A 14483-nucleotide genomic window follows, 5' to 3' on the forward strand; every position below is an offset into this window, starting at 1 on the left:
AGCAGCGAGACGTGCTGCAAGTCTGTGGCTGCCGCCTCCAGCGGATCGAACAGGTTATCGAGCATGGCCAGATTGGTCTGCATCTGGTCCTGCTCAAACCAGCCCTGGACCAGCCCCGGCTTCTCGTACAGCGCGGCATACACCACATGGGTCACGTCAGACATCTGGCCAAACACCTCGGCGCAGCGGGCCCGGTCCTGGAGATCGACCGAAATGACGCTGGCTCCTTCGAGACCGTCGGGAATCCGGCGCGACACGCCGACCACGTCCCAATCCTCAAGCCGAGCGAAATGCTTGACCGCAGCAAAACCGACCAGCCCGGACGCACCGGCGACCAACATCTTTTTCTTTGGCATACAAACTTCCTCGCAATGCAGTGCGCCGTCTTAATGCCGGTCAACCCAGTCCCGGCTCTCCGACAGCGCAAAATCGTCGGCCTCTTCCTCGCTGGCGAAGCTCTGAGCACACTCGCTGAGCGGGAAATACTCGTGGACCACACCGTCCAGCAAACGGAATACCCGGGAGCCGGGTTGCCACTCCCCGGAGTCGATCTGTTTCGAGCGTGGTTCGATGATGAACCCTCCGTATGATTCGCTTACCCGCATGCTGGGACCTCCTGCCTATCCAGATATTCTCGTCTTCCTGCTCGTTCCTGCCATAACGTAGCTGAGGCCAGCCCTGGCCTAGTCGGCTTTGAGATACGGCCCCGTCATGTCGAGCAGAATGGCCATGATTGTACGGATATTGTCGATAAAATACTCCCCGTGCAGCTGGAGAAACTTCCACGAGCTACCCGTTGTCACCACCCCGTACACAACCGGCAGCTCGCACGCCTCGGCGCTATTGAACAGCTGGGCTGCGTACATCTTGGCCACGCACTGGGGAATCCCGCTTTTGATATTCTCGTTTTTGGCTTCGACAATATGGATCAGAGGCGCCGACAGAAGAAGCTGGCGGGAGGACGCCGCAATAATGAAATCACATACCCCATTCAGCCCCTTTTGCGGATCAACGTTCAGTTCGATACCGGAGAATATACTGACCTGGTGACGCAGAGTTTTTCTCAGCTCAACCAAGACTGGAGCAATAATAAGTTCTGAACGCGCCTTTTCGGTATGAATGGACAGGGCAAGCGGCACATTTTCGGCCAAGACTTCAGACAACAGCCCACTGATTTCCACCGGCTTGACGGCAGAGTACAGCTCCGCCTCCTCAAGCCTGAGCTGGAGGACGGTTTCCAGTTGCCGAAAGGTAAAGTCACTATAGGACATACCGGGCGACTCCGTTGGGGCAGGATGTCCTGACAGGGTAGAATTTCATAGCCGTCTTTCCCCTTTTTTCTCTTTGTACGCGATTTTGTAGCACTTGGGCAACAACCGGGCTTGCCCTTAAACAGTGGTATGATACGCTAGTTTGAAACGAGCGTTTGAAATGATTCTGACCGAAAAAAGCAAAACCACCCGCCAGAAGCTGCTGGCCGTCGCCACCCAGGTCTTTGTCAAAAAAGGCTTCCATGCGGCCGGCATACGCGAAATCTGTACCGCTGCGGGGGCAAATCTGGCGGCCGTCAACTATCATTTTGGCGGCAAAATGGAACTCTACAAGGCGGTCTTGTCACACGCCTTTGAGAACGCCAAGCCGCCACGGCCGATGCCCACCCTGGCCGATGACCCGAGCCACCCCCAGGCACAGCTGCGGGCCTGGATCGTCTGGAATGCCGAGCGCATGCTCGGTGCCAGAGGCCACGCCGTGTACGAGTTGATCGTCAGAGAGCTGCAAGACCCCACCCCGGCCTTTGACGATCTGCTGGAGCGCTCCATGCAGCCCATTTATGCGGCCGGCGAAGACCTCGTGGCTGCGGTGCTGGGTGTGAGCCGGGACCATCCGTTCGTCCAGCTGTGCTGTACCAGCGTGTTCGGCCAATGCCTGATCTACCGCTATTCGCGCCCGCTCATCGAGCGCTATCAGCGCCACGCCAGCCAACAACAGCTCGAAATGATTCAGAGTTTTCTGCACCACGACCCGGCGCTGATCTCCGGCCTGGCCGAGCATATTGCCAACTTTTCGCTGGCCGGCATCACAGCCCAGGCCAAGCGGATCGGGAAAAACTAGGGCCCTATGCAGCCTCACCACCTCCCTCTCCCAGCCTCTCGATTACAGCCCTGCGATCCGGCTCAGGCCGGCCTGCGGTCCGACGCAGCGCTTCCGCCTCTGGGAGAGACCAGCGACCGGTCCAACCCGTTCCAGCGCTGGGCCGCGGCCCTCCTCGCCCTGGTGCTGGTGGCTGTCGGCTGTAGCCCGTATCAGGTCCGCAACCTGAACCGGCCCGAGGTTCCGGTATCGAACACCTATCATCACGCCATGGACGGCGAGCGCGTGATCGGCCAGTGGTGGCAAGAATTCAACAATCCAGCCCTTGACACGACGGTTGAGTCGGCCCTGGACAACAGCCTGGACCTCAGACAGCTGTGGAGTCGCCTCACCCAGGCCTACGCCCAGGCCCGAATTGAGGGCGCCGAGGTGTTCCCGTGGGTCGATCTGAGCGGCGGCGCGGCCCGGACGCATCAGCTTGACCGCGATCCCCAAGACCCGTTCGGCGGCCGCCCCGGCTCGTCAACCCGGATTACCCATACCGACCGCTACTTTGTGTCCACCGGTCTGTCGTACGAGATTGACGTGTGGAAACGGATTGCCGCCCGGCGCCGCGCGGCCACGCTTGAGTATCAGGCCAGCCGCCAAGACCTCGAAGCCAGCGCGCTGTTTCTGACCGGTTCTGTTGTAGACGTGTGGTTCATCCTCCAGGAACAGAAGGCGCTCTTGGCCCTGCTCCAGGAGCAGATCGAGATCAGCCAAGAGCTGCTCGACCTGACCGAGGTGCGTTTCGGTGTCGGCGCCGGCTCGGCGGTTGATGTGCTCCAGCAGCGCCAGCAGCTGGAGGCCACCCGGGCCGAAATCCCGATTGTCCGCTCAGGCCTCAACACCGCCTACAATCAGTTAGCCGTACTGCTCGGCACCACGCCGGGCACGCTGGATACCCGTATCCCGGACGGCGTCCTACCGGACTTGCCGCCCTTTCCGCAGCTGGGCGAGCCGACCACCCTGCTGGTGTCCCGACCGGACCTGCGCTCCGCTCAGCTGCGCTTGCAGGCGGCGGATTTTCGGGTCGCCACCGCAGTCGCCGAGCGGCTGCCGCGGCTAGTGCTTGACCTGTCCTACGAGTTCAGTGCCCGCAGCTTTTCGACCGTCTTCCGCCAGGAGGTCGGCTCTCTGGTCGGCAACCTGGTTGCACCCGTTATCGACGGCGGCCGGCGGCGCAATCAGGTTATCCGCCACAAGGCGCTGACCCAAGAGCTGCTCGACCGTTTTGGCCAGGAGTATCTGCAAGCCCTGCTCGAAATTGAAGACGCCCTGGTGCGTGAACGTTTTCAGGTCGAGTTGATCGCCAACCTGGAGAGCCAGCTCGGGCTGGCCCAGAGCACGCTGCAAGAGTCGCAGTCGCGCTATGTCAACGGCTTGATCAACTACGTGACAGTCCTGCTCGCGGTCCAATCCCTGCAAGGCTTACAGCGTCGTCTGATCAGCGAAAAACGTTTCCTGCTGAGCAACCGCGCCGGTCTGTACCGAGCTCTGGGCGGACACTGGACAAGCGATCTGACCACCCCAGCCAGCCTCCAGCTGGCCCAGGCCGCAGCCGCGAGGACCCGACCATGAGCCGCCGCTCTGTCCCCGAATGGACAAAGCGGCTTTTCCAGGTTCTGCTCCCCGTCCTGATTCTGGGTGGCGGGGTGATCGGAGCCCGGGCGCTGATTGCCACCCGCCCGGAGGTCAAGAAAGTCACCCAGCAGGCCAGCGCGACCGTTGTCGAAGTCATCACGGTCCAGTCTGAAGATACTCAAGCCGTGATTTCGGCCTTTGGCACGGTGCGGGCGCATCAGGAACTCAGCGTTCAGCCCCAGGTCAGCGGCTCTGTGGTTGAGCAACACGCCAAGCTAATCAAAGGCGGCCTGTTGCACGCCGGGGAGGTCTTGGTGCGGATTGACCCGCGCGACTACGCCTACGCGGTTGAGACCCAGCAGGGCGCCCTGGCCAAGGCCGAATTCGAGTTGGAACTCGAACGCGGCAACCAGGTCATTGCTCAACGTGAGTGGGCTCTGCTCGAGTCGTCAATCGAGACCAATGAAATGGGAAAACAGCTGGCCTTACGCAAACCCCATCTGCGTGAGAAACGGGCTGCGGTGGCGGCGGCTAAAAGCCGGCTGGCCAAGGCCGAGCTGGACCTCCAGCGGACCACACTGAGCGCCCCCTGCAACGCCCTGGTGCTGGACGAGTCGGTCGAGGTCGGCCAGCTCGTCATGTCCCAGACGCCCATCGCCCGCCTGGTGTGTACCGACGCGTTTCGGGTCGAGGTCAGCATCCCCATGCGCGAACTGGCCTGGGTCGCTATCCCCGGTCCGGCACAGGCGCGGGGCTCGCATGTGCGGGTGCTCCGGGACCTGGGCAGCGACAAGACCGCCCAGCGTCAGGGCGTGGTCGCGGGTCTGCTCGGCGACGTGTCGGAAAACGGCCGGATGGCGCGTCTGCTGGTCCTGGTCGAGGACCCCCTGAGCCGCACCACAGCGCAAGACCAGCAGCTGCCGCTGCTCCTGGGAGAGTATGTGCGGGTCGAAATCGACGGTCCGCAGCTGAGCGACGTGTTTGTCGTGCCCCGCAGCACGCTCCGGGAAGGCGGTCGGATGTGGGTCAAAAACGAGAACAACCAGCTGGAAATCCGCCAAGTCGAGGTAGCGCTGAGCAGACACGACTCGCTGTTGATTCAGAGCGGACTGCGGGACGGCGACCAGGTGATTACGAGTCCGCTGCCCGTTGCTCTGTCCGGCATGGCCGTGCAAAGTCCGTCTGACGGCCCAGCTTCGCCCCCAACGCCGCCCACCGAGCCGAGTCCTCCGGCGGCCGACGCGGACCAAGACTCGGTCTGAACGAAACGCCATGGAACACCCGAGGTCCGATCCGGCCCCGTCACCATTGCACAAGGGCCCACTTGCCTGGATGGCCCGCAACCACGTCGCGGCCAATCTGGTCATGCTGATCATCGTGTGCGGCGGCTTCATCGCCAGTACCCAGGTGAAGCAAGAGGTCTTTCCAGAATTTACGATGGACATCATCACGGCCACGGTGCCCTACCCCGGAGCGAGTCCAGCCGAGGTTGAGCAGGGCATCGTCCTGTCGATTGAGGACCGGGTGCGCGGCATCGACGGGGTGAAAAAGGTCACGGCCACGGCGCGCGAAGGCTCCGGCACAGTGGTGATCGAACTGCTGTCCGGCGCAAATTCGGGCAAGGCGCTCCAGGATGTCAAGAATGCGGTTGACAGCATCCTGTCTTTTCCTGAAGAGGCGGAAAAGCCGGTCGTCAGCCTGATTGAGATGCGCAACCAGGTGCTGAGCCTGATGGTGTATGGCGACCAGGACGAACAGACCCTGCGCGACCTGGCCGAACAGATCCGCGACGAGCTGCTCCAGCGACCGGACATCACCCTGGTCGAGCTGGGCGCGGTGCCTCGGATCGAGATTGCCGTTGAGGTGTCCCAGCGCAATCTGCGCGCCCACAACCTGACCCTGGGCCGGATTGCCCGCGAGATACGCGAAGCCGCGGTTGAGTTGCCGGCCGGCGGCCTCAAGGCTGCCGGCGGAGAAATCCTGCTGCGTACCCAGGAGCGCCGCGATTATGCCAGCCAGTACGCCGATATTCCGGTCGCTTCAGCCCCGGATGGTTCTCGCATTACGGTCGGCGATATTGCCGAGATTACGGACGGGTTTGAAGATTCCGACTTCGAGGCTTTTTACAATAATCAGCCCGCCATTCAAATCGACGTGTATCGGGTGGCCAAGGAAACCCCGCAATCGGTTTCGGCCAGTGTCCGTGCCTACGTCGACGATCTCCTGCCCCGGCTGCCGGCGGGGGTCGGCATAGCGATCTGGAACGACTTCTCCGAAATCTACCGCGACCGGATGGGCCTGCTGTTGAAAAACGCCTTTCTCGGCCTGGCCCTGGTCCTGCTCCTGCTGGGGCTGTTCCTCGACCCCAAGCTCGCCTTCTGGGTCACCCTGGGCATCCCGATCTCGATCATGGGCGCCTTCCTGTTCATGCCGCTGAGCGGCGCTTCGATCAACATGATCTCGCTCTTCGCGTTTATTATCACGCTCGGCATTGTCGTTGATGACGCGGTCGTCGTCGGAGAAAACATCTATGAGAGGCGCCAACGCGGTCTGCCGTTCATGCAGGCTGCGGTTGAAGGAGCGCGAGAGATTTCAGGGCCGGTGGTGTTTGCCGTCCTGACCAATATCGTCGCCTTTCTGCCGCTCATGTTCGTGCCCGGCCCGGCGGGAAAATTCTTCTACAATATCCCGGCGGTGACCATCGCGGTGTTCAGCGTGTCCCTGATCGAGTCGCTGTTTGTCCTGCCCGCCCACCTGTCGCGCCAGCAGAAACCGAGCCGTGTGTGGCAGATTCTCGGCCGTCCCCAACGGTTCTTCGACCGCCTCCTCCAGGCATTTGTCCGACGGATCTACCAGCCCCTGCTGCGGATCGCGACCACGTACCGGTATACGACCCTGATGACCGGGATCGCCGCCCTGCTGCTGGCCCTGGGCGCGGTCGGGGGCGGCCACATTCAGTTCAGTTTCATGCCCCGCATCGACTCCGATCTGGTCACCGCTCAAGCCACCCTGCCGTTCGGTGTTCCGGTAGAGACCACACGGCGGGTAGAGCGGCAGCTGCTCGACGCCCTGCAGGTGGCCGTCGATACCCACGGCGGGCCGGACATCGTTCACGGGACCTACACCCAAATCGGGGCGGTGCTGCGTTCGGGGGGGCCCGAAGACGGGCCACCCGAGCTGGGCGGCAGTCATCTGGCCGGGGTGCAGATCGCCCTGGTGCCGACCGATCAACGCGCGGTCAGCGGCGTCGATTTCGCCAACACCTGGCGCCAGGCGGCTGACCACATCGCCGGTCTGGAGTCGCTCGTCTTCAAAGCCGAGTCCGGCTTTGGCAGCGACAGCGCCCTGGACATTCAGCTCACCCACCGCTCGCGCGACATTCTCGAAAGCGCCGCCGCCGAGCTGGCCGGCCTGCTGGCCGGCTACGCCGGCGTCACCGATATCGACGACGGGGTGTCGCACGGCAAACCCCAGCTCAGCCTGACCGTCAAACCCGAGGCGCGCAGCCTCGGCATCAACGCGACCGATCTGGCCCGCCAGCTGCGGAGTTCGTTCTACGGGGCCGAAGCCCTGCGCCAGCAGCGCGGCCGCAATGAGGTCAAAGTCATGGTCCGGCTGCCCGAGCACGAACGACGCACCGCCCACACGATTGAACAGCTGATGATTCGAACGGCCCAGGGCGGCGAAATTCCGCTGCTGCAGGCTGCGGCGGTCGAGTACGGACGGGCGTATACCGAGATTCGCCGCCGCGAGGGACGCCGCATCATGGCGGTCACGGCCGATGTTGATGAAGAAGTCTCCAACGCCAATACGATTGTGGCCACCCTGGAGCAGAACGAGCTGCCGTTGCTGATGCAGAAATACCCCGGCCTGAATTACACCCTGGAGGGCGAGCAGGAGTGGCAGAAAGAGGCCCTGGGCGCCATAGCCCTGGGCTTTGTTTTCGCCCTGTTGGCCATCTATGCCCTGCTGGCCATCCCGTTCAAGAGCTATATCCAGCCGCTGATCGTGATGCTGAGCATTCCGTTCGGCATTATCGGCGCAATCATCGGCCATGTCCTGCTGGGCTATGAACTGAGCATGATCAGTCTGTTCGGCATTATCGCCCTGGCCGGGGTGGTGATTAACGGTGCGCTGGTCCTGGTGGTGACGGCCAATCAGCTGCGCGACGGAGAACGGCTCGACCCCGTGGCGGCGATCTGTCAGGCTGGCGCGCGGCGTTTCCGGCCGATTCTGCTGACCTCGCTGACTACGTTTTTTGGCCTCATGCCGATGATTTTCGAGACCTCGATGCAGGCTCGCTTCCTGATCCCGATGGCGATCTCGATCGGCTTCGGGATCCTGTTTTCGACGGTGATTATTCTGCTGATCGTCCCGGCCGGCTATCTGATCCTGGAAGACCTGAAACGGCTCCCGCGTCTGCTCAGCGCCCCAGCCCCGCAGACGGCAGACATCCCGCAGACGGCAGGCGCCCCGCAACCCGCCCCGCAGCCCGACTAGAGCATGGGTGACGCTGACGGGTGCAGCACCAGGCAGCGCCTCAGGCTGCCCTGAACGCCGGGGGCGCGGCCTCCTCGGTATCGAACAGCGGGGCGGCGCCGAGCTTGATGTGCAGGTTATAACTGGCCATAGAGGACAGGCACTGAGTGACATTCGGATTCATGCTGGAGTCGGCAACAGAGACAAAGAATGGGATTGCAGAAATGACTCGTTCCCGCTATGAGCCAGCGGGGCGATAGACATATCCAGTACAGAAGACGACCGATAAAGGGGACCTTGCTATGAAGCTTGCGCTGTATCTCCCGAATCTCCGCGACAAGATCACGGTCAGCGAAATCGTAGACTTGGCTCAGGAGGCAGAGACACTGGGATTTGACTCGGTGTGGTCACTCGACCGTATCGTGGTACCCGAAGCCTCAGACCGTCAGGAACTCGAAAAGTCGTTTGGCTTCATGGTGAGCGCCCGGGCGGAGTTCCTGCACGGCATGCCGCTCATTCCGTATCTGGCGGCCATTACCAAGCACGTACGCTTGGGGGTCAGTATTATTGTCACGCCCTATCGTGCTCCCGGCGTGCTGGCCGCAGAACTCGCCACCTGGGATCACCTCTCGGGCGGGCGTCTGAACGTCGGCGTCGGCTCGGGCTGGATGCCAGAGGAGTTCGCTGCGTCAAGCGCCGCGCATGTCTATAAGAAGCGGAACAAGCATGTGAGAGAAACGATCGAAGTGATGCAGGGGATCTGGACCAACGAGCTGTTCGAGTATCACGGAGAATTCGCCGACTTTCCAAAATGTGGCTTTGGCGTGAAGCCGGTCCAAAAGCCACGACCGCCGATGTTTTTCGGCGGCTTGGGCCGGCCCGATCTGGCAGCAGCCCGCGTTGCCAAGTATGGCCTTGAGGGCTGGATCGGGATCATGGACACCCCGGAAGCGATCGCTGCCTGGCGGACCGCCATTCAGGACGAGTCGGAAAAGCTCGACAGTGCGCACACCATCAACGACATCGAAATTTCGAGCATGCTGCCGTTTGAGATCACCCGCGACAAAACGGATCAGACGCCACGCGGCAAGCTGACGCCCACGCTGGTCGGCACCGCCGAGCAGATCACGGACAATCTCAAGCGCTATCGGGATGCCGGGCTGACGATGCCCCTCTTGTGGCCGCCGTTCAGTGGGACGCCGACCGCCAAGACCATTGGGGATATGCGCCGCCTCGTCCACGACATCCTGCCCAAGGTCTAGGACCGGCTCGGCGGTCGGCATCGTCGAGCTGTGCGCCTTCAGAGTACCAGGCTCGGGCCGCCGTTCCTGCTCCAGGGTGCGTTATCTCGGTGACAACCGTGTTGCCGCGCCCAAAGCAGTTGCGCAGCTCCCAGTGCACCCGGTGCGAGAGCTGCATGATGCCGGCGACGATCTTGCGGACATTCTGCTGGCCGACCACCGGTTCGAGCGGCTGATTGATATAGACGATATCGTCCGACAGGCAGGCCATGGCCACGTCCGGGTCAATCGCCCGCCAGGCGTCGATGAATACGCGGACTTTGAAGACGTTGCGCTCAACGATTTCATCCTGCGCCATACGGCCTCCGTTGTGGTTTTTGTGTCTCCAGCGTCCATCCATTATCTTCTTGACAGGATTTCGCCGCCGGAGTGTCGGAACAACGGGCGGGCGCGCCACAGCAACACCCCCAGGCCCGAGATCACCACCGCTTGCAGCAGCCCAATCGGCCAGCCGTTGCCCCGCTCACTCCACTCGCTCCACACCAGGTGGGCCAGCGCCACCTGAAACACGTACACCGCCGCCCAGGGCCACATCCAGGCCGCCATCTTCCAAAAGCCCCAGGCGCCAGCCACAAACAGCGCCGCGTGCAGCCCGCCGGTCGCCTTGGCCGCCCAGCCGTACAGCTCGATGCCCAGCACCACCTCAACGTCCTCGGCCGAGGGACGCAGCGCGACCTCTATGGGTACGCCAATAGCCAACACCAGGCACCAGGCAAACACCAGGTTCATCCACCACGGACGACGGGACAGTTCATGCTGCCACCAAGCCATCGCTTCAGCGCCTCTCATACTGCTCAACGGCCGGCTCATTCCAGCCCAAGCCGTTGCCCGGAGCCGTGGATATCACCGCCCGGCCGTCCCGGATGCGCAGCGGCTGGTCCAGGATAGCGTTGGCCCAGTCCATATATTCGAGCCAGTGGCCGGTCGTGGTGACTGCCAGCAGATGGGCACTCAGCTCGGGATACAGATGGCTGGAGATCGGCAGGCCGATCGGCTCGGCCAGCGCGATTGCCCGCAGCCAGCCGCTGACGCCGCCAATTTTGATCGCGTCCGGCATGAAAAAATCACACGCCCCGGCCGCCAATGCCTTGGCCATGTCGTTCGGTCCCCAGCAGTTCTCGCCCATCTGGATCGGCGTGCTGGCCGTGGTCCGAATCCGGGCGTGGCCGGCATAGTCCTCGGCCCGGGTCGGCTCTTCGATCCAGTACAGCCCCTCGGCATCCAGCCGTCGCGCCCGCTGCTGGGCTTCGGGCACGGACAGCGACTGGTTGTAGTCGGACATGATCAGCACCCCGTCGCCGACCGCCTGCCGTACAGCCCGGACTGCGGCCACATCAGCCTCAGTGTCCGGGTAGCCCAGACGAACCTTGACTGCGCCAAAGCCGGACGCGAGCAAGTCGCGGGCTTCGGCCAGCAGGTGCTCGGTATTGCTGATGCCCAGGCCACAGCTGTTATAGGCCGGTATCGGCCGCTCCTGCCCCCCCAGCAGGCGTACCAGCGGCAGCTCGGCGGCCTTGGCCAGGATGTCCCAGGCGGCAATATCAACACCGGCCATGGCCATGCCGACCAGGCCCTGGGTGCCGAGCAGCCGAAAGCGCCCCTGGAGTTGCTCGGCCAGGGCCAACGGCGAGACGGGCTGGTCGACGATCAGTTGTTCGACCTCGTTGAGGAGGGCGACCAGGGGCTTCAGGGTGACCGGGGTATAGCCGAAAATATAGCTGCACCCGGTGAGGCCCTGGTGGGTTTCCAGGTCAAGCAGGACGAGCGGGGCAATGCTGACCTGCCCGCCGCCGGTCAACAGCGGACGCGGCATCGGCACCTCGACCGCCCGGGCGCGCAGGCTGCGAATCGTACACGTGTCAGCCGTCATTACTCCTCCTCCACCGGCCGGGTGATCCACTTCGGATTGCTGATGACGAGCTTGTCCTGCGTCGTCTGCCGCAGGTGGGCCAGCACCTGCTCGCGGTACGGCCCGGCGTCGGCCTCGCCGCTGCGGATACGCGCGCACAGCTCGGCGGTCCGCTGCCAGATCGCGTCTTGCAGCGCCGTCTGGCGGGCCGGTCGCTCGGCGGTCGCCAGCAGCCCGTCCAGGCGCTGCCACTCGGCGGCCGCCTGGTCTTCGGCGTGTTCCAGCTCGCGCATGACGATGCGCAGCACATTGGCCGCCACCCGACCGTAAAACTGGCGCGAACCGGACAGATTCGGCACCACCTCCTGGTCGAGCAGACGGGTGACCGCGCTCAGCAGTTCGGGGACGCTTGGACGATCTTGCATTAGTCCTCCATCAGGTGCAGCAGCTCCCACTCGGTCTCGGCCGTCCGCCGCCCGATGGCCGCCAGCTCGACGCTGGGATTGATGCCGTCCAGATACGGCTGGGTCATGTTCAGGCAGATCACCCCCCAGCGCAGGTTGCCGAAAATCTCCCAGAACCTGAGGCGCTGCTGGTCGAGCGGCCAGCCGCCGGTCTCTTCATAGGCGCGCTGGAATACCCGCCGCGTTCCGACCCCGCCGACCGGCAGATGATCGTTGCCAAAACGCCACGAGCGCACACAGATCCAGCCCAGATCCTCCATCGGGTCGCCGACATGGGCCAGCTCCCAGTCCAGGACCGAGCGCACGCCTTCGGGACCGAACATGATGTTGCCCATCCGGTAGTCGCCGTGGACAAAGACCCGCTCGCGCTCCTGGGGCAGATGCTGACGCAGCCAGCGAAACGCCAGCTCAAAAACCGGGTGGGGTTCCCGGGCCATGGTCTCGTACTTGTCCTCGTAGCGGGCGAGTTCTTCTTCGGCTGCGGTGTTGGTCCCCTGCGGCGCGGGCAGGTCGCCCAGGCCGTGCTTGTCCACCGGCACCCGATGAATGCGGGCCAGAATCGCGCCCAGCTCGGCCGCCACGACCTGGCGGGCCTGGGCGTACTGGGCGTCGCGGAACAAGCGCCGCGGCAGGGTTTCGCCCTCAATCCGCTCCATGATGAAAAACGGCATGCCCAGGCTGTCGTCACCCACAAAGTAGGGCTTGGGCGCCAAGACCCCTTCGGCGTGGGCTGCGGCAATGACCCGATACTCCAGGCTGCGGTCTATGAAACCCTGTGGCCCCTCCTGGGGATCACCGCGAATGATCAGCGGCAGCGTCTCGGTCTGTCCGTCGGCTTTTTCAAACCCAACGTCAAACGACCAGGTCTGGCGCGACGCGCCGCCGGTCAGCAGCCGCAGGTCTCTGACCTCAAGCTGGGTGACCGCCTGGTGCTGCTGCTGGGGAAAGGCGCGGAGCAGAAAATCGGTCAGGACCGGGGCCAGTTCTCGGGGGGTCGGATAGGTGGTGCCACGACTCATGCCAAACGCCTCATGTTTCTTCCCCGGCCCGGTCTTCCTCGCCAGATTCACCGCGCCGGTGCCGGTGTCAGCCTCTTCACTAAATCGGACACCGGCGTGCCGTCAAGGTGGCCCCTCCCAATTCGAGACCGAATCTGCTATCAGGAGGGCAAATCCCAATATCCGGAAAAGGAGCGGCGTGTATGAACTTTGGGTATTTTACTGAGCGGCCGTATCGCTGGGTTGATGAAGACGAGGTGCTGAATCACGAGGGGTTCTTCGCCATCCCGAACGAGCGTTTTGACCGGGACAAAGCGGCGGATGACTACAACTATTTTCTCGACGAATACTGTTACGCAGAAGAGATGGGCTTTGACTCCCTGATGCTCAACGAGCACCACGGCAACCCGTTCTGCATGGGCAGCGTGATGAACGTCGAGGCGTCCATCCTGGCCCGGATTACCAACACGGCCAAGATTGTGCTGATCGGCAACCCCCTGCCGGTCATCAAGCATCCGCTGCGCATGGCCGAGGAGCTGGCCGAGATCGACCTCATCTCGCGCGGCCGGCTGGTCACCGGCTGGGTCCGCGGCGCGGGTAGCGAGCAGTTCTTCAATAACGCCAACCCGACCTATAACCGCGAGATGTTCAACGAGGCCCACGACTTCATCATTCAGGCCTGGACCAAGCCCGGCCCGTGGCGTTACGAGGGCAAGCACTTCCACTATCGCCACGTCAACCCGTGGGCCCTGCCCTACCAGAAACCCCACCCCCAGATGTGGATTCCCGGCGTCCTGAGCCCCGAAACCGTCAGGTGGGCAGCCGAGCATAACTATCCGTATCTGGCCCTGGTGACCGCGCTCAGCCCGACCTGTGATCTGCTGGACTTTTATGCCGATATCGCGGCCGAGAACGGCTATCAGGCCGGCCCGGAAAACTTTGGCTACCTGATCGGGGTGTTCTGCGCCGAGACCGATGAAAAAGCCCAGGAGCTGGGCAAGGGGTTTCTGTTCGGTGGCGGAGCCAGCGCGTTTTCGCGGCCGGAACACACCCTGCCGCCGGGCTACAACTCCAAGAACGCCATCCGGCTGCTGGCCAAGCGTCCCAGCGGTGGCTGGGTCGGGGTGGATTCCGACCGGCTCAAAGAGTCCCAACACGGCAGACGCGGCCGTACCAAGGATCTCAACGAGGTGCGCCAGAAGCTGATCAAATCGTACAAGCGGGCGCAGGACGACTACCTGATGATCATCGGCTCGCCCAAGACGGTCATCGAAAAGGTCAAGACGATGATGCGTGTGCTGCGGCCGGGCGCGTTCTCGTGCTTTAACGTCCAGGGACCGGTCAGCAACGAAGACCGGCTGACCAGCGTTCGACTGCTGGCCCAGGAGGTCAAACCGGCTCTCAAAGAGTACGCCAAGGAAATCGGTCTGATCGACCCGTTCACCCGTCGGCCGGGCTCGGTCAAGCTCAATCCGGGCACCAAGCGTCTGCCGGTCGTGGACCGCACACCGCTGAAAGACCTCAACATGCTGCCGAACTAGCCGGTCGGGCGGGTTGGGGGACACGAATGTTCCTCAGCCCGCCGCCTGTTCGGTTCCGCCCTTCCCCGCTGCCCCTAGCACGCTCAGGAGACCCGCATGAATCTGCGCACGCCCGGCGTTTTTTGTTTCCTGGACGG

The 14483-nt window shown here is 63.0% G+C and carries 14 protein-coding genes; 6 read left to right on the top strand and 8 right to left on the bottom strand.

The genetic code is table 11. The features are described 5' to 3' along the window. The 3 genes from J4F42_19165 to J4F42_19175 all read right to left on the bottom strand — a co-directional run. Positions 1-356 (bottom strand): NAD-dependent epimerase/dehydratase family protein (locus J4F42_19165; protein MCE2487638.1); only part of this gene is annotated, 356 nt, incomplete at its 3' end. A gap of 30 nt (positions 357-386) precedes the next feature. Next, the gene (locus J4F42_19170; GenBank protein MCE2487639.1) at positions 387-605 is read right to left on the bottom strand and encodes a hypothetical protein; all 219 of its coding nucleotides are present in this window, start codon (positions 603-605) and stop codon (positions 387-389) included. Between the two features lie 78 nt (positions 606-683). Beyond that, on the bottom strand, positions 684-1271 hold the full coding sequence (locus tag J4F42_19175) for a hypothetical protein (GenBank protein MCE2487640.1): 588 nt from the start codon (positions 1269-1271) through the stop codon (positions 684-686). Positions 1272-1413: 142 nt separating this feature from the next. Here J4F42_19175 and J4F42_19180 point away from each other — a divergent pair, with 142 nt between their 5' ends. From J4F42_19180 to J4F42_19200, 5 genes are all read left to right on the top strand, one after another. Then, a complete protein-coding gene (locus tag J4F42_19180; protein ID MCE2487641.1) occupies positions 1414-2112 on the top strand; it encodes a CerR family C-terminal domain-containing protein in 699 nt (232 codons plus the stop codon). A gap of 6 nt (positions 2113-2118) precedes the next feature. Continuing rightward, complete coding sequence (locus tag J4F42_19185; GenBank protein MCE2487642.1) at positions 2119-3711, top strand: efflux transporter outer membrane subunit; 1593 nt, start codon at positions 2119-2121, stop codon at positions 3709-3711. Further along, positions 3708-4976, top strand: a complete 1269-nt coding sequence (locus J4F42_19190; protein ID MCE2487643.1) for an efflux RND transporter periplasmic adaptor subunit — start codon at positions 3708-3710, stop codon at positions 4974-4976. The genes J4F42_19185 and J4F42_19190 overlap by 4 nt, the downstream gene beginning before the upstream one ends. Positions 4977-5046: 70 nt before the next feature. Further along, entirely contained in the window at positions 5047-8214 is a 3168-nt protein-coding gene (locus J4F42_19195) for an efflux RND transporter permease subunit (protein ID MCE2487644.1), read from the top strand. A gap of 281 nt (positions 8215-8495) precedes the next feature. Further along, positions 8496-9455, top strand: coding sequence for an LLM class flavin-dependent oxidoreductase (locus tag J4F42_19200; protein ID MCE2487645.1), 960 nt, complete (start codon positions 8496-8498; stop codon positions 9453-9455). Here the strand turns inward: J4F42_19200 and J4F42_19205 are convergent. The 5 genes from J4F42_19205 to J4F42_19225 are packed head-to-tail and all read right to left on the bottom strand — an operon-like array spanning position 9382 to position 12826. After that, positions 9382-9792 carry a nuclear transport factor 2 family protein gene (locus tag J4F42_19205; protein MCE2487646.1) on the bottom strand — a complete coding sequence of 137 codons (411 nt, stop codon included), beginning with the start codon at positions 9790-9792 and terminating at the stop codon, positions 9382-9384. The genes J4F42_19200 and J4F42_19205 overlap by 74 nt on opposite strands. A gap of 41 nt (positions 9793-9833) precedes the next feature. After that, positions 9834-10265 (bottom strand): hypothetical protein, encoded by a 432-nt coding sequence (locus J4F42_19210; GenBank protein ID MCE2487647.1) that lies wholly within the window; start codon positions 10263-10265, stop codon positions 9834-9836. Between the two features lie 4 nt (positions 10266-10269). Then, complete coding sequence (locus tag J4F42_19215) at positions 10270-11364, bottom strand: hypothetical protein (GenBank protein MCE2487648.1); 1095 nt, start codon at positions 11362-11364, stop codon at positions 10270-10272. Continuing rightward, positions 11364-11768: a hypothetical protein gene (locus J4F42_19220; GenBank protein MCE2487649.1), complete on the bottom strand. Its 405-nt coding sequence runs from the start codon at positions 11766-11768 to the stop codon at positions 11364-11366. Before J4F42_19220 ends, J4F42_19215 begins: the two co-directional genes overlap by 1 nt. Then, on the bottom strand, positions 11768-12826 hold the full coding sequence (locus tag J4F42_19225) for a phosphotransferase family protein (protein ID MCE2487650.1): 1059 nt from the start codon (positions 12824-12826) through the stop codon (positions 11768-11770). Before J4F42_19225 ends, J4F42_19220 begins: the two co-directional genes overlap by 1 nt. Before the next feature lie 182 nt (positions 12827-13008). On the opposite strand from J4F42_19225, the gene J4F42_19230 reads away from it, so the two are divergent. Next, the gene (locus J4F42_19230; protein ID MCE2487651.1) at positions 13009-14346 is read left to right on the top strand and encodes an LLM class flavin-dependent oxidoreductase; all 1338 of its coding nucleotides are present in this window, start codon (positions 13009-13011) and stop codon (positions 14344-14346) included. The last annotated feature ends 137 nt before the right edge of the window (positions 14347-14483 follow it).

Source organism: Desulfurellaceae bacterium, from assembly GCA_021296095.1.
Classification (GTDB): Bacteria; Desulfobacterota; Binatia; order Bin18; family Bin18; genus JAAXHF01.